At 77.2% G+C, this 17,997-nt stretch carries 1 protein-coding gene; it reads left to right on the top strand.

What is annotated here, in order from left to right:
• Positions 1-114 precede the first annotated feature (114 nt).
• Positions 115-17,988 carry a non-ribosomal peptide synthase/polyketide synthase gene (locus ACGF13_RS32195; RefSeq protein ID WP_392881997.1) on the top strand — a complete coding sequence of 5,958 codons (17,874 nt, stop codon included), beginning with the start codon at positions 115-117 and terminating at the stop codon, positions 17,986-17,988.
• Positions 17,989-17,997 lie beyond the last annotated feature (9 nt).

The raw sequence follows: 17,997 nt of genomic DNA, 5'->3' as shown, positions 1-17,997 counted from the left end.
CTCCCGGCACTCCCGCACTCCCGCACCACCGCCACACCGTTCCCCGGGCCCGAGGGGCGGCTACCGCCTGCCCCGGTGCCCTCGTCGTCGCCCCCATCGGAAGGACCTTCCGCCATGGCCGACCGGCCTGCCCAGCCCGTGCGCCCGTCCGCTCCGCCGCAGGCCGGCGGCACCGCCGAAGCCCCGGGAGCCGTCGCACCCCGGACCCTCGACGCGCTGTTCGCCGCCCAGGCGGCCCGCACGCCCCACGCACCCGCGGTGACCGACGGCCGGCGCGCCTGGACGTACCAGGACCTCGCGGAACGCGTCGAGCGGCTGGCCCGCGAGCTGCGCCGGCGCGGCGCCGGACCGGAGCGCACGGTGGCGCTGGTCCTGCCGCGCTCCATGGAACTCGTCGCCGCCGAACTGGCCGTCGTCCGGGCGGGCGCCGCCTTCCTGCCCGTGGACCCGGCCTACCCCGCCGAGCGGCGGGCGCTGATGCTCGCCGACGCCGACCCCGTGATCGTGCTGGACGATCCGGCCGCGGTCCGCGACACGCTGGAGACGGGCGACCCCGGCGACCCCGGCGACCCGGGCGTCCCGGCCGTGGCGGGCACCGACCACCCGGCGTACGTGATCTACACCTCGGGCTCCACCGGCACCCCCAAGGGCGTGGTCGTCACCCACCGCGGGATCGCCGGCTTCACCGCCGCCGCCGTCGAGAACTACGCGGTCCGGCCCGGGGACCGGGTGCTCCAGTTCTCCTCGCCCAGCTTCGACGCCTCCGTCCTGGAGCTGTTCGTCTCCGTCCTCACCGGCGCCACCCTGGTGATCCCCCCGGACGGCCCCTGGCTGGGCGAGGAACTCGCCGCCGTCCTGGACGAGCACCGCATCACCCACACCCTGATCCCGCCCGCCGCCCTGGCGACCGTCCCCGCCGGCGCCGGCCACCACCTGCGCACCCTGATCGTCGGCGCCGAGGCCTGCCCCGCCGAACTGGTCGACCGCTGGGCGCCCGACCGACGCATGATCAACTCCTACGGCCCGACCGAGGCCACCATCGTCGCCACCTGGACCGGACCGCTCGCCGCCGGCACCGGCACCCCCGGCATCGGCGACGCGCTGCCGCACGCCCGGGTGTACGTCCTCGACGAGGCCATGCGGCCCCAACCGGCCGGCGCCGACGGCGAGCTGTACCTCGGCGGCGAGGGCGTCGCCCGCGGCTACCTCGGCCGCCCCGGCCTGACCGCCGCGCGCTTCGTCGCCGACCCCTTCGGCCCGCCCGGCGCCCGGCTCTACCGCACCGGCGACCGGGCCCGCCGCAACGCCGACGGGGAGCTGGAGTTCCTCGGGAGGCTCGACCGGCAGGTCAAGGTCCGCGGCTTCCGGATCGAGCCCGGCGAGATCGAGGCCGCGCTGCGCGCCCACCCCGCCGTCGACCAGGCCGTCGTCATCGTCCGCGAGGACGAGCCGGGACACACCCGGCTGGTCGGCTACGCCACGCCCACCGACCCGGGGCACGCCCCCGACCCGGCCGAGCTGCGCACCGCCCTGGCCGCCGCGCTGCCCGCCCACCTGGTGCCCGCCGCCGTCGTCGTCCTGGACGCGTTCCCGCTCACCCCACAGCTCAAGATCGACCAGCGGGCGCTGCCCGCGCCCGCCCGGCGGACCGCCGCCGCACCGCTCGCCCCGCGCACCGGGCGGGAGCGGGACCTCGCCGCCATCTGGGCCGAGGTCCTCGGCCTCGACGCGGTGGGCGCCGAGGACGACTTCTTCGACCTCGGCGGCGACTCCGTCCTCGCCGCCCGCACCCTGACCCGGATCGCCGAACGGCTGGGCGCCCGGCTCACCCTGCGGGACGTCTTCACCGCCCGCACCGTCGCCGCCCTCGCCCCGCTGCTCGACCAGCCGGCCACCGCCGCGCCGAACGAGCCCGTCCCGCCCGCCCCGCGCGGCGAGCCGCTGCCGCTGTCCAGCGCCCAGCGCCGGCTCTGGTTCCTGGACGACCTCACCCCCGGCGGCACCGCCAACAACACCGGCGTGGCCCTGCGGCTGCACGGCCCCCTCGACCGGGCGGCCCTCGGCCGGGCGCTGCGGCGGCTCACCGCCCGGCACGACTCGCTGCGTACCACCGTCGCCACCGTCGACGGACGGCTCGTCCAGCAGGTCGCCGAACGGGCCGAACCGCCGCTGCGCACCGAGGACCTCGGCGCCCTGCCCGCCGGGGAGCGCGCCGCGGCGGCCGACCGCCTGCTGGCCGAGGAACTGGCCCGGCCCTACGACCTGACCACGGGCCCGCTCACCCGGCTGCTGCTGATCCGGCTCGCCGACGACGAGCACCTGCTGCTGCTGGCGCAGCACCACATCGTCACCGACGGCTGGTCGGTGGGCGTCCTCACCCGCGAACTGGCCGAACTCCACCGCGCGGAGGCCGCCGGCGAACCGGACACCCTGCCCGCCCCCGCCCTCCAGTACCCCGACTACGCCCACTGGGAGCAGCACCGCCGCACCGACCACGCACCGGACCTCGCCTACTGGAAGCGCACCCTGGCCGGCCTGCCGACCCTGCGGCTGCCCACCGACCGCCCCCGGCCCGCCCAGCGCGCCGGCCACGGCTCGGCGCACCGCCACCACCTCCCGGCCGAACTGGTCGAGCGGCTGCGCCACCTCGCCGCGGGCCGCGGCACCACCGTGTTCACCCTGTTCGCCGGGGCGTCCGCGCTGCTGCTCTCGCGCTACTCCGGCCAACGGGACGTGGCCCTCGGCACCGTCACCAACGGGCGGGAGCGGCGGGAACTGGAGGAGGTGACCGGCTTCTTCGTCAACACCGTGGTGCTGCGCGGCGACGTGGACGAACGGGCCACCGTCGACCGCTTCGTGGAGAGCATGCGCACCACCCTGCTGGACGCCTTCGCCCACGCCGAGGTGCCCTTCGACCGGGTGGTCGAGGAACTGGCCCCGCCCCGCGACCCCAGCCGGACCCCGCTGGTCCAGGTCGTCGTCGTCCAGCAGACCCCCACCACCCCGGCGCCCACCGGCGGACTGCGCTTCACCGACCACCCGCTGCCCCGCCCGGCCGCCCGCTTCGACCTGGTGCTGGAGTTCACCCCCGACGAGGCCGGCGGCTGCACGCTGACGGTGGAGTACGACACCGACCTGTTCGACCGGCGGACCGTGACCGCGCTGGCGGACCGGCTGCACCACCTGCTGGCCGGGATGGCGGACGGGCCGCAGCGCACCCTCGCCGAACTGCCGATGATCCCCGAGGCGGAGCAGCGGGCGCTGCTCGACGCCCGGAAGGCACCCGTGGAGCTCCCGGGCGTCCTGGCGGCGGCCCTGCCCGGGTGGACCGGGGCGTACGTCCTCGACCGCGGGCTGCGACCCCAACCGGTGGGCGTCCCGGGCGAGTTGTACCTCGCCGGGGACTTCCCCCAGCAGCAGGGGCTCGTCGCCGACCCGTACGGAGCGCCGGGGGAGCGGCTCCACCGCACCGGGGAGCTGGTGCGGTGGACGGCCGACGGCGAACTGGAGCACCTCGGCCGGGTCGAGCACTGGGCCGAGCCCCGGGGGCTACAGACCGACCCGGAGGAGGCGGCGCAGGCGCTGCGGCGCTGCCCGGGCGTGGCCGAGGCGGCCGCCGTCCTCACCGAGGGCACCGGGCGGCTGGTCGGCTACGCCGTGCCCGTCCCCGGCGGCCGGATCGAGCCCGAGGCGGTGCGCCGCACCCTCGCCCTGACCCTGCCCGATCACCTGGTCCCCGCCGTCGTGGTGCCGCTGACCGCCCTGCCGCTGGGCCCCGACGGCACCCTCGACCGCGGCCGGCTGCCCGACCCGGGACCGGTCGCGCCCGCCACCCGCCACGTCGCCCCCCGCACGCCCGCCGAACGCGCGCTCGCCGGCATCTGGGCCGAGGTGCTGCGGCTGGAGCGGGTCGGCGCCGACGACAACTTCTTCGACCTCGGCGGCGACTCCATCCTCGGCATCCAGGTGGTGGCCCGCTCCCGGCAGGCCGGACTGGCGGTGACCTCCCGGGACCTCTACCGCCACCAGACCGTCGCCGCGCTCGCCCTGGCCGCGGAGGACGCCCAAGCCCCGGCCGCCCCCGCGCCGGTCACCGCCACCGGCGACGCCGTGCCGACCCCGATCCAGCGCTGGTGGTTCGAGCGGGCCGCCGACCGGGCCGGCCACTTCGGCCAGGCGCTCTCCCTGCTGCTGCCCGACGACCTCGACCGGGCGGCGCTGGAGGACGCCCTGAACGACCTGGTCGCCCACCACGACGCGCTGCGCTCGGCCTTCACCGCCCCGGACGACGCCGGGGCCGTCCGGTGGCGGATCCAGGATCCGGCCGCCCGGATCCCCCTGGCCCGGCACACCGGACCGGACCGGGACACCCCGCACTTCGGCCCCTACGACCTGGGCGGCGGCGGGCCGCTGCTGCGCGCCGTGCTGCACGAGCGCGCCGAGGGGCGCCCGCCCGTCCTGCACCTGGCGGTGCACCACCTGGTGGTGGACGGGGTCTCCTGGCGGGTGCTGCTGGAGGACCTCGACACCGCCTACCGCGCCCGCCGGGACGGCCGGGGCGGGGCCGCCGCGCTGCCGGCGAAGTCCTCGCCGCTGCGGCAGTGGTCCGAGCGGCTGAGCGCCTTCGCCGCCGGGGGCGGCTTCGAGGACGAGAGCGCCTACTGGGCGCGGGCCGTTCCCGCGCCGAGCGCCGAGCCGTTCGCGGCGGAGCTGGACGGCCCGGACACCTACGCCACCGAACGCTCCGTCACCGTCCGGCTGAGCGCCGCCGACACCGCCGCCCTGCTGCGCACCCTGCCCGACACCTACCGCACCCAGGCCAACGACGTGCTGCTGAGCGCGCTCGGCCGGGCGTTGTGCGGGGAGAGCGGACTGGAGCGGGTCGTGGTGGACGTCGAGGGCCACGGGCGCGAGGAGCTGTTCCCCGACCTCGACCTCAGCCGTACGGTCGGCTGGTTCACCACCCGCCACCCCGTCGCCCTGGCCGCCCCCGCCGGAGCCGACTGGGACACCGTCCTCAAGCAGGTCAAGGAGCAGCTGCGCGCCGTCCCCCGGCGCGGCCTCGGCTTCGAGGCGCTGCGCCACCTCGGCCGCCCCGGCACCGCGCCCGAGCTCCCGCCGGCCCGGATCGGCTTCAACTACCTGGGCCGCATCGCCCTGCCGGACGGCCAGGACGGGCTGTTCCGCGGCACCTTCCGGCCGCTGGAGCTGGACGCCGACCCGGCCGTCGAACGCCCCCACCCGCTGGAGGTGGTCGGCCGCCTGGACGGCGACGCGCTGGAGTTCACCTGGTTCCACTCCGCCGCCGTCCACCGCGGCGGGACCGTCGAGGCGCTGGCCCGGCGCTTCGCCGCGGAGCTGGCCGACCTCGCCCGCCACGCGGCCCGCCCCGGCGCCGCCGGGCGCACCCCGTCCGACTTCCCGCTGGCCCGGCTCGACCAGGCGGCGGTCGACCGGATCACCGGCGCCGACCCGGGCGCGGTGGAGGACGTCCTGCCGCTCACCCCGACCCAGTCCGGCATGCTCTTCCACGGCCTCGCCGAGGAGGACAGCGGCGCCTACTTCCAGCAGCTGGACTTCGTCCTCGACGGGGTGCCCGACCCGGCGCGCCTCGCCGAGGCCTGGCAGTGGGTCACCGACCGCACCGCGGTGCTGCGCGCCCACGTCCGCTGGCAGGAGGTGCCCGAGCCGCTGCTGGTGGTGCACCGCCGGGTGGCCGTGCCCGTCACCCACCTGGACTGGCGCGAGCTGCCCGAGGAGGAGCGCCGCACCCGGACGGCCGAACTGCTGGACCGCGACCGGGCCCGCGGCCTCGACCTGGCGAAGGCCCCGCTGCAGCGGCTGCTGCTGATCCGGCTCTCGGACGGCCGGGTGCGGGTGCTCTGGTCCTTCCACCACCTGGTGCTGGACGGCTGGAGCCTGTTCCAGGTGCTCTCCGACGTCTTCGCGGTGCACGCCGCCCTGGTCCGTTCGGGAGCCGCCCTGGCCGGCCCGGGAGCGGACGTCCCGTACGGCACCGTGCCGGAGCGCCGCCCCTACCGCGACTACCTGGCCTGGCTGGCCGAGCGCGACCACGCCGAGGCCGAACGGCACTGGCGTACCCGCCTCGCTGGCCTGGCCGAGGCCACACCGCTGCCGTACGACCGGGAGCCGGTGCGCAGCCACCGCGCGGAGTCCACCCGGGCCGTGCCGTTCACCCTGCCCGCCGCCGCGACCAGGGCCCTGGAGGACCTCGCGCGCGGCTCCGGGCTGACCCTCAACACGCTCGTCCAGGGCGCCTGGGCGGTGCTGCTGGGCCGCCAGGCCGGGCGGGCCGAGGTGGTGTACGGCACCACCTCCTCCGGGCGGCCGCCCGAGCTGCCCGGCGTCGAGACGATGACCGGCCTGTTCATCACCACCCTGCCGACCCGCACCACGCTGCCCGCCGACGGCACCCTGCTCGACTGGCTGCGGACCCTCCAGCGCGAGCAGAGCGAGGACCGGCGGCACGGCTTCGTCCCGCTCGTCCGGATGCGGTCCTGCACCGAACTGCCCGAGCAGACCGCCCTGTTCGACAGCCTGGTGGTCTTCGAGAACTACCCGGTCGACGAGGACGCGGCCGACGCCCACGGCCTGCGGCTGCGCGAGCTGGACGGCATCGAGACCACCAACTACCCGCTCGCCCTGCTGGCCTACCCGGGCCCGGAACTGTCGCTGCGGCTCTGCTACGACCCGCGGCTGTTCGACGAAGCCACGGTGCGCCGGCTCGCCGGGCAGCTCACCGCCGTCCTGGCGGGCCTGCCCGAGGGCGCCCACCGCCCGCCCGCGCGGCTGCCGCTGCTGACCGGGCAGGAGCGCCGGCGCGTCCTGGTCGACTGGAACGCCACCGCCGCCGAGGAGCCCGCCGCCGACATCGCCGAGCTGTTCGCCGCCCAGGTGCTCCGCACCCCCGGCGCGATCGCCCTGGAGGCCGGCGACCGACACCTGACGTACCGCGAACTCGACGCCCTGGCCGCCGAGCTGGCCGCACGGCTGACCGCGCACGGGGTCCGGGTCGAGCAGCCCGTCGGGGTGCTGATGGAACGCTCCGTCGACCTGGTCCTCGCCCAGCTGGCGCTGGTCCGCACCGGCGGGGTGTACGTGCCGCTGGACGGCCGGGCGCCGCGCGAGCGGCTGCACCGGATGCTGGCCGAGGCCGGCGCGGACCTGCTGCTCACCGACGCCCACCGGGCGGGTGCGGCCGCCGAACTGCGCCCCGCCGAGCGGGTGCTGCGGGTGGACCTGCCCGGCGACCGGCAGGCCCCGGCCCCGGCCCCGGCGGCCGTCCACCCCGACAACGTCCAGTACCTGATGTTCACCTCGGGCTCCACCGGCACCCCCAAGGGCGTCGCGGTGCGCCGCCGGGACGTCGCCGCACTCGCCCTGGACCGCGCCTTCGCCGGCCACGACCGGGTGCTGGTGCACTCCCCGCACGCCTTCGACGCCGCCACCTACGAACTCTGGGTGCCGCTGCTGCGCGGCGGCACCGCCGTCCTCGCCCCGCCGCAGGACCTGGACGCCGCCGCCGTCCGGCACGCCGTCACCGAGCGGGGCGTGCGCTTCCTGTGGCTGACCGCGGGCCTGTTCCGGCTGCTCGCCCAGGAGGACCCGGGCTGCCTGCGCGGCGCCCGCGAGGTGTGGACCGGCGGTGAGGCGGTGCCCGGCGCCGCCGTCCGCAAGGTCCTGGCGGCCTGCCCCGGCCTCACCGTGGTCGACGGCTACGGACCGACCGAGACCACCACCTTCGCCACCCGCCGGGCCTTCCGGGCCGGCGACGACCTGCCCGCCGTCCTGCCGATCGGCCGCCCGCTGGACAACACCCGGGTGTACGTCCTGGACGGCGCGCTCCAGCCGCAGCCCCCGGGCGTCACCGGCGAGCTGTACATCGCCGGGGCCGGCCTCGCCCGCGGCTACGCGGGCCGCCCCGGCGAGAGCGCCGCCCGCTACCTCGCCGACCCCTTCGGCCCGCCCGGCGGCCGGATGTACCGCACCGGCGACACCGTCCGGTGGAGCGAGGACGGCGAACTGCACTTCGTCGGCCGCGCCGACGACCAGATCAAGATCCGCGGCTTCCGGATCGAACCCGCCGAGATCGAGGCCAGGCTCACCGCCCACCCGGCCGTCGCCGAGGCCGTCGTCTCGCTGCACCAGGACGCCGGACGCAAGCGCCTCGCCGCCCACCTGGTGCCCGCCGAGGGCGCCGAGCCGCCCGGCGCCGCCGAACTGCGCGCCCACCTGGCCGCCGACCTGCCCGACTACATGCTGCCCGCGGCCTTCGTCACCCTGCCCGAACTCCCGCTCACCGCCAACGGCAAGGTGGACCGCCGCAGGCTCCCCGCCCCCGACTGGTCGGCGGTCGGCGACCGCCCCCACCGCGCCCCCGGCACCGACCGCGAACGGCTGCTCGCCGCGATCTGGTCCGAGCTGCTCGGCGTCGAACGGGTCGGGCTGGACGACGACTTCTTCCTGCTCGGCGGCGACTCCATCCTGAGCATCCAGGTCGTCTCCCGGGCCCGCGCCGCCGGACTCGCGCTCTCCCCGCGCGACCTCTTCCGGCACCCCACCGTCGCCGCCCTGGCCGCGGCCGCCGGCAGCGCCGTCACCGTGGCCGGCACCGAACCCGTCAGCGGCGAGGTCGGCCTGACGCCGATCCAGCACTGGTTCCTCGACCCGAACCCGCCGCACGCCGGGCAGTTCGACCAGTCCGTCGTGGTGGAGGCCCCCGGCACCGTCGACCCGCAGGCCCTGCGCCGGGCGCTGGCCGCCCTGTGGGCGCACCACGACGCGCTGCGCTCCCGCTTCACCCGCGCCGAGGACGGCACCTGGCGGCAGTACTGCGCCCCCGCCGACGAGGCCGCGCCCGAGCTGCTGGAGGTGTGCGCGCCGGGCGCCGCGGACGAGGCCGGGGCCCGCTCCTTCCGGCTGGACGGCGGCCCGCTGCTCACCGCCCGCCTGATGCGTGGCACCTCGGGGCCCGACCGGCTGCAGCTGGCCGTCCACCACCTGGCCGTCGACGGCGTCTCCTGGCGGGTCCTGCTGGAGGACCTGGAGACCGCCTACCGGCAGGCCGTCGAGGGCCGCCCGCTGCGGCTGCCCGCCCGCACCAGCTCCGTCCGGGAGTGGGCCCGCCGGCTGGCCGGGCACACCGCGGCCGGCGGCTTCGCCGGGCAGCGCGCCCACTGGGCGGCCGCCGCCCGGGCCTGTGCCGAGCCGCTGCCGGTGGACGGCGAGGGCGGCAACACCGCCGCCGACCTGCGCGAGGTGACCGTCCGGCTGGACCGCGAACGCACCGACGCCCTGCTGCGCCACGTCCCCGCCGTCTACCGCACCCGGATCGACGACGTGCTGCTCACCGCGCTCGGCCGGGTGCTCGCCGACTGGACCGGACGCCGCACCGTCGCCGTCGGCCTGGAGGGCCACGGCCGTGAGGACGGCCTGTTCGACGGCCTCGACCTGTCCCGTACGGTCGGCTGGTTCACCTCGCTCTTCCCCGTCGCCCTGGACGTCCCGGCGGGCGACTGGGGCACGGCGCTCAAGGCCGTCAAGGAACAGCTGCGGGCCGTGCCCGACCGCGGCCTCGGCTACGGCGCGCTGCGCCACCTCGCCCGGGACGGGGCGCTCGCCGACGCGCCCGCCCCCGGCATCAGCTTCAACTACCTGGGCCGCTTCGACTGGTCCGCAGACGGCGCCGCCCTGGTCTGCGCCGTCCCCGGCGGCCTCGGCGGCACGGAGGCCCCCGGCACCGAGCGCCCCCACCTGCTGGACGTCGTCGCCCGGGTCGAGGACGGCCGGCTGGAGATCGGCTGGTACTTCAGCGCCGGCCGGCACCACGCGAGCACCGTCGACGGACTGGCGCGGGCCATGCTGGGCGCGCTCGAGGAGATCGTCGCCCACTGCGCCGAGCCCGGCGCCGGCGGCCGCACCCCGTCCGACTTCCCGCTCGCCCGGCTCGACCAGGCGGCGGTGGACCGGATCGCCGGGGACGGCCGATCCGTCGCCGACGTCTACCCGCTGACGCCGATGCAGGCCGGGATGCTCTTCCACAGCCTGCTCGACCCGGACGGCGACACCTACGTCAACCAGGTGCAGCTGGTGCTGTCCGGGGTCACCGACCCGCACGCGCTGGCCGAGGCCTGGCAGCAGACCGCCGACGCCAACGCCATCCTGCGCACCCGGCTCAGCTGGCAGGACGGCGCCGAACCGCTCCAGGTCGTCCGGCACCGGGCCGCCGTCCCGGTGACCCACCACGACTGGAGCGGCCGCCCCGCCGAGCAGGTCGAGCGGGACACCGCCCGGCTGCTCGCCGAGGACCGCGCGGCCGGGCTCGACCTCGGCGTCGCGCCGCTGCTGCGGCTGACCCTGATCCGGCTGACCCCGACCCGGGTGCGGGTGGTGTGGACCTTCCACCACGTGCTGCTCGACGGCTGGAGCGCCGCCCAGGTCTTCGACGAGGTCTGCGAGCGCTACGCCGCCCTCACCGCCGGCCGCGCCCCCGCCCCGGTGGAGCGCGCGCCCTACGCCGACTACCTGCGCTGGCTGGCCGGCCAGGACCGGGCGCAGGTCGAGGGGTACTGGCGCGACACCCTGGCCGGCTTCCCCGCCCCCACCGAACTGCCCCGGGACCGCCGCCCGGCCGGCGCCCACCGCGCCTCCTCCTCGGCCTCGGTACGGGTCGCGCTCGGCCCCGAGCTGTCCGACCGGCTGCGCGACACCGCCCGGCAGGCCGGGCTGACCGTCAACACCGTGCTCCAGGGCGCCTGGGCGCTGCTGCTCTCCCGCTACGGCGGCGGGCAGGACGTGGTCTTCGGCACCATCGTCTCCGGCCGGCCCGCCGAACTGCCCGGCGTCACCTCGATGGTGGGGCTGTTCATCAACGCCCTGCCGACCCGGGTGCGGATCGACGCCGCCCGCCCGCTGCTGGACTGGCTGCGGGAGGTGCAGGACCAGCAGTCCGAGGCCCGCCGGCACGACGCCGTCTCGCTGGCCCAGCTCCAGGGCTGGAGCGAACTGCCCGGCGGCACCGCCCTGTTCGACAGCATCGTGGTCTTCGAGAACTACCCCTTCGACGCCGAGTCGCTGACCAGGCACGGCCTCGGCGTGGAGACCGAGCACGTGCTGGAGCCGACCAGCTACCCGCTCAGCGTGGTGGTGGCACCCGGCGCGGACATCGAGGTCAGCCTGGACCACGACCCGGCCGCCTTCGACGCCGCCACCGTCGAACGGCTCGGCGCGAGCCTGCGCACCCTGCTCGCGGGGATGGCCGCCGGCCTCGACCGGACGGCCGGCGACCTGCCGCTGCTGGACCCGGCCGAGGGGCGCGCCCTGCTGGACCGCCTCGCCGGCCCGGTGCGCGAGGCGCCCCGGCGGACCGTGCCGCAGGCCTTCGCCCGGCAGGCCGCCCGCACCCCCGACGCCCCGGCCGTCCGCTCCGGCGACGAACAGCTGACCTACCGGGAGCTGGACGAACGCTCCAACCGGCTGGCCCGGCTGCTGATCGAGGCCGGGGCCGGCCCCGAGCGCTTCGTCGCGCTCGCCCTGCCCCGCACCGTCGAGCTGGCCGTGGCACTGCTCGCGGTGCTCAAGAGCGGCGCCGCGTACCTGCCCGTCGACCCCGGCTACCCGGCCGAGCGGATCGCCTACCTCTTCGAGGACGTCCGGCCCGACGCCGTGGTCACCGGCGCGGACGCCGGGCAGCGGCTGCCGGACGGCCCGTACGCCCGGATCGTCCTGGACGACCCCGCCTGCCGGGAACGGCTCGCCGCCGCCCCCGCCGAGCCCGTACGCGAGGAGGAGCGGCACGGCGCCCTGCTCCCGGAGCACCCCGCGTACGTCATCCACACCTCCGGCTCGACCGGCCGCCCCAAGGGCGTGGTGGTCGCCCACGCCTCGGTGCTCGCCCTGACCGACTGGGCCGCCGCCGAGTTCGCCGGCCACGGCCTGGAGCACGTGCTCGCCGCCACCTCGCTCAACTTCGACGTCTCGGTGTTCGAGATCTTCGCGCCGCTGCTCTCCGGCGGCTGCGTGGAACTGCTGCGCGACCTGCTGGCCCTGGCCGAGCGGCCCGGTTCTAGGGCCGGTCTTCAAACTCCCGTCGTCCGCCCGGAGGGCGGGCGGGGCGGCGTTGGGGTGCGTGCATCGCAAGGCGGAGGAGGGAGCCACTGCGGAGCATTGGCGACCGACGACAACGCGGCGAGGTGCGCTTGTGCCCTGGGGGTACCTCCCGGCCGAAGGCTGGGGGAGCGTCGCCCCGCAGACGCGAGTTTGAAGACAGGCCCTTGGCGGGCAGGCCTGCTGAGCGCCGTGCCCTCCGCGCTCGGCGGACTGCTCGCCGACGGCGCCGTCCACCTCGCCGCGGACACCGTGGTGCTGGCCGGCGAGGGACTGCCCGCCCGCACCGTGCGCCAGGTCCGCGAGGCCGTCCCCGGCTGTCGGGTGCTCAACATCTACGGCCCCACCGAGGCCACCGTCTACGCCACCGCCCACACCTGCGACCCCGCCGACCCGGACCGCGACCCGCCGATCGGCCGGCCCGTCGGCGGCGCCCGCGCCTACGTCCTGGACGAGTGGCTGCGCCCGGTGCCCGTCGGCGCGCCGGGGGAGCTGTACCTGGCCGGCACCGGCGTGGCGCGCGGCTACCTGCGCCGCCCCGGGCTGACCGCCGGGCGCTTCCTGCCCGACCCGTACGGCCCGCCCGGCAGCCGGATGTACCGCACCGGTGACCGGGTCCGCTGGAGCGCCGACGGCGAACTCGACTACCTCGGCCGCGCCGACGACCAGGTCAAGGTGCGCGGCTTCCGGATCGAACTCGGCGAGGTCGAGGCCGCGCTGGCCCGCCACCCCATGGTGTCGGCCGCGGCCGCCCGGGTGGTCGACCAGGACGGCCACAAGCGGCTGGTCGGCTACGCGGTGCCGCGCGACGGCGCCCTGCCCGACCCGGCCCAGTGGCGGGACTTCCTCGGCCGCACCCTGCCCGACCACCTGGTGCCCGCCCTGGTGGTGCCGCTGGAGCGGCTGCCGCTCGGCGCCACCGGCAAGCTGGACCGGCGCGCCCTGCCCGTCCCCGTCCCCGCGGCCCAGGGCACCGGGAGCGACCGGCAGCCGGGCACCGACACCGAGCGGGCCCTCGCCGCGATCTGGCGCGAGGTACTCGGCGTGCCCGAAGTGAGCGCCGACGACAACTACTTCGCCCTCGGCGGGGACTCCATCCTCGGCATCCAGATCGTCTCGGCGGCCCGCCGGGTCGGCCTCGCGCTGACCCCCCGCCACCTGTTCGCCCACCAGACCCTGGCCGAACTCGCCCGCGCCGCCGAACGGTCGCCGCGCCCCGAGCAGGCCGCCGACCAGGGCGCCGTCACCGGCGACGCCCCACTCACCCCCGTCCAGCACTGGCTGCTGGACACCCTCGACGGCGACCCGGCCCGGCTCACCCAGTCCGTCTCCTTCACCCTCGCCCCCGACACCGACGAGCCCACCCTGCGCGCCGCCCTGGCCGCCGTCCTGGACCACCACGACGCCCTGCGGATGCGCTACGAACCGCTCGCCGACGGCCGGTGGCGCCAGCACGGCACCGCCCCCGGCCAGGCGCCCGACCTGCGCGTCCACGAGGCCGCCGGGGGCGAGCAGCGGGAGGCCGTCCTGCGGGAGCTCGGCGAGCGCCTGGCCGACGGCTTCGACCTGGCCGCCGGACCGCTGCTGCGGGCCGCGCTCTGCCGCTTCCCCGGCGAGCCCCGCCCGGTGCTGCTGCTGGCCGCGCACCACCTGGTCGTCGACGCGGTGTCCTGGAGGATCCTGTTGGAGGACCTGGAGCGCGCCCACCGCGCCCTGGCCGCGGGCGAGCTGCCCGACCTCGGCGCCAAGACCACCTCCTTCCGGGCCTGGGCCGAGCGGCTCTCCGCGCACACCGCGGCCGGCGGCTTCGACCAGGAACTCCCGTACTGGCAGGGCCTGGTGGACGACACCCCGCCCACCGGCCCGGACGACACCCTGCCCACCGACCTGGACGGCGCCAACACCGCCGACACCGAGGAGTCGCTGACCTTCGCCCTGGGTGCCGAGGACACCCGCCGACTCCTCCAGGACGTCCCCGACGCCTACCGCACCCGGGTCAACGACGTCCTGCTCTGCGCCCTCGGCCGGGTCCTGGCCCGCTGGACCGGACGCAGCCGGGTGCTGGTCGCCCTGGAGGGCCACGGCCGCGAGGAACTCCTCGACGGCGTCGACCTGTCCCGCACCGTCGGCTGGTTCACCACGATGTACCCCGTCGCCCTGGACCTGCCCCCGGGCGCCGACACCGGCACCGCCCTGAAGGCCGTCAAGGAGAGCCTGCGCGCCGTCCCGGGCGGCGGCCTCGGCCACGGCGCCCTGCGCCACCTGCGGCCCGTGCCGGGCCTGGCCCTGCCGCGGATCGGCTTCAACTACCTGGGCCGGCAGGACCGGACCGCCACCCCCGGCGGCCTGCTGCACGCCCCGGCCGGCCCGCTCACCGGCGGCATGGACCGCACGGCCCGCCGCCCCCACCTGCTGGACGTGCTCGGGCAGGTCACCGAGGGCCGGCTCTCCTTCACCTGGTCCTACTCCCGCGCGGTGCACCACGGCGGGACGGTCGCCAGGCTGGCCGCCGAACTGCTGGACGAGCTGCGGGAGATCGTCCGCCACTGCGCCGAACCCGGCGCCGGCGGCCGCACCCCCTCCGACTTCCCGCTGGCCGGCCTCGACCAGGCCGCCGTCGACCGACTGGCCGGCAGCGGACGGGAGGTGACGCAGATCCAGCCGCTCACCCCCACCCAGACCGGCATGGTGGTGCACGGCCTGGACGAGGCCGAACACGGCCTGTACGTCGAGCAGATCACCTTCGTCCTGGACGGCGCCCGGGACGTGGGCCTGCTGGCCGCCGCCTGGCAGCACGTCGTCGACCGCACCCCGGTGCTGCGCACCTCCGTGGTGCTGCGCGACGTCCCCGTACCGCTCCAGCTGGTCCACCGTGAGGCCGCGCTGCCGGTCACCGAACACGACTGGAGCGCCCTGACCGCGGCCGAACAGCGCGACCGGCTGGAGGAGTTGCTCGCCGACCGCCGGGGCCGGCCGCTCGCCCTGGACCGGGCCCCGCTGCTGAGGCTCGACCTGATCCGGCTCGGCCCGGACGCCGTCCGGGTGGTGTGGGAGTTCCACCACGTGCTGCTGGACGGCTGGAGCGTCTTCCACGTCCTCGCGGACGTGCTGGCCGCCCACGCCGCCCTCGCCCGCGGCGAGCGGCCCGCCCTGCCCGAGCGCCGGCCCTTCGCCGACTACGTCGGCTGGCTCGCCGCCCGCGACACCGCCGCCGCCGTCGAGCACTGGCGCGGCGTACTGGCCGACCTCACCGCCCCCACCGCGCTGCCCTACGACCGCCGGCCCGCCCCGGGCGACACCGCCCGCTCCGGGGACTGGCTCTCGCACCGGCTGGACGAGGCGGGCACCGAGCGGCTCCAGGAGTTCGCCCGCCGCCACCGGCTGACCCTCAACACCGTGGTCCAGGGCGCCTGGGCGCTGCTGCTGTCGCGCTGGAGCGGCGAACGGCGGGTCTGCTTCGGCACCACCGTCTCCGGCCGGCCCACCGACCTGCCCGGCTCCGACGACATCGTCGGCCTGTTCATCACCACCCTGCCGGCCCGGGTCGCCGTCGACGGCCGGCAGCCGTGCGCCGACTGGCTGCGCGCCCTCCAGGAGGAGCAGGCCGAAGACCGCCGCCACGACCACCTGCCGCTGGCGCGGATGCACGGGCTGAGCCAGGTCCCGCCGGGCACCGAGCTGTTCGACAGCCTGGTGGTCTTCGAGAACTACCCGGTCGGCGACGCCACGGCCGGCGCGTACGGCCTGCTGGTGCGCGAACTGGACGCCCGGGAGGCCACCAACTACCCGCTCACCGTGGTCGTCTCGCCCGGCGAGCGGCTCGCCGTGGAACTCGGCCACGACCCCCGCCACCTCGACCGGGAGACCGCAGGCCGCCTCGCCGACCAGCTGCTGCACACCCTGTCCGCGCTGGCCGACTCGGACGGCACCACCCCGCTGGACGAGCTGGACCTGCTGCCGCCCGGCGAACGCGAGCGGCTGCTGCGCGGCCCGGCCCGCCCGGCGCTCGCCCCGGTGCCCCCGGCGACCCTGCCCGCCCTGGTCGAGGCCGCCGCGGACCGGTGGCCGCGGGGCGTCGCCCTGAGCGCCGCCGGCCGGGAGCTGACCTACGCCGAGGCCGAGGCCCACGCCGACCGCCTCGCCCACCGGCTGATCGCGCGCGGCGCCGGCCCCGGGGAGATCGTCGCCCTGCTGCTGCCCCGTTCGGCGGACACCGTGCTCGCCGAACTGGCCGTGGCGAAGACCGGCGCCGCGTTCCTGCCCGTCGACCCGCACTACCCCGAGGAGCGGATCGAGGCGATGCTGCGCGACGCGGCGCCCGCCCTGACCCTGGACGCCAAGGATGTCGCCGAACTCCTGGCCGCCTCGGACGGAGCCCCGGACCACCGCCCGACCGACGCCGACCGGACCCGCCCGCTCGACCCGGACGACCCGGCCTACGTCATCTTCACCTCCGGCTCCACCGGCACCCCCAAGGGCGTCGTCGTCACCCACCGCGGCCTGGCCGCCTTCGCCGCCGCCGAGGCCGAGCACTACCGGATCGCCCCCGGGGACCGGGTGCTGGCCTTCGCCACCCCCAGCTTCGACGCCTCGGTGCTCGAACTGTGCCTGGCCCTGCCGCACGGCGCCCGGCTGGTGGTGCCCGAGCCCGGCCCCCTGCTCGGCGCCCAACTGGCCGGGCTGCTGCGGGCGGAGGGCATCACCCACACCCTGCTGCCGCCCGCCGCCCTGGCCACCCTGCCGGCCGACACCCCCGGCAGCCTGCCCGCGCTGAAGACCCTGATCGTCGGCGCCGAGGCCTGCGGCGCCGAGCTGGTCGCCCGCTGGGCCCCGCACCACCGGATGGTCAACTCCTACGGCCCCACCGAGGCCACCGTGGTCGCCACCTGGTCCGCGCCGCTGACCGCGGACGGCGCCGCCCCGCCGATCGGCCGCCCGCTGCCCGCCACCGGCGCGTACGTCCTGGACGCCCGGCTGCGGCCGGTGCCCGACGGCGTTCCCGGCGAACTGTGGCTCAGCGGACCGGCCCTGGCCCGCGGCTACCTCGGCCGCCCCGGCCTGACCGCCGCCCGCTTCACCGCCGACCCGTACGGGCCGCCCGGCACCCGGATGTACCGCACCGGGGACCTGGTGCGCCGCGACCGCCACGGCGAACTGCACTACCTGGGCCGCACCGACCACCAGCTCAAACTGCGCGGACACCGGATCGAGGCGGGCGAGGTGGAGGCCGTGCTGACCCGCCACCCGGCCGTCCTGGACGCCGTGGTGAGCATCCGGGAGGACGAGCCCGGGCTGCCCCGGCTGGTCGCCCACCTGCTGGCCGCCCCCGGCACCGAACCACCGACCGGCGCCGAACTGCGCGCCCTGGCCGCCCGCTCGCTGCCCGGGCACATGGTGCCCTCGGCCTTCGCCGTGCTGGAGCGCTTCCCGCTCACCGCGAGCGGCAAGACCGACCGCGCCGCCCTGCCCGCCCCCGCACCGGAGGAGACCGGGCCGGCCGGGCGGGTCGCGCCCCGCACCCCCACCGAGGAGGCGGTGGCGGAGATCTGGGCCGCGACCCTGCACACCGCCGTCGGCGCCACCGACGACTTCTTCCAGCTGGGCGGCGACTCCATGCGCGCCCTGCTGATCGCCTCCCGGGCCAACGACGCCTTCGGCGTCACGCTCACCCCCCGCGACGTGCTGGTCTCCCGCACCGTGGCCGCCCTGGCCGACCTGGTGGAGGACCTGGTGCTCAGCGAACTCGAAGCCGCCGCGCTGGACGGACTCGATGCCGCCGCGCTGGACGGACCGGAGGAGTCCGCCCCCGGCAACCCCGACGAAGCCGCCGACTCCGGCCGCCCCGACGATGACGAACGGTGAGGAGCCGAC

Source organism: Kitasatospora sp. NPDC048286, assembly GCF_043201735.1.
In the GTDB taxonomy this organism is placed as follows: Bacteria; Actinomycetota; Actinomycetes; order Streptomycetales; family Streptomycetaceae; genus Kitasatospora.
Note: the sequence above shows the minus strand (reverse complement) of the source record. Positions and strands in the feature narration are given on the sequence as shown.

Coding starts and splice junctions, on each gene's coding strand:
- ACGF13_RS32195 (WP_392881997.1), top strand. CDS start 115: ATGGCCGACCGGCCTGCCCAGCCCGTGCGCCCGTCCGCTCCGCCGCAG.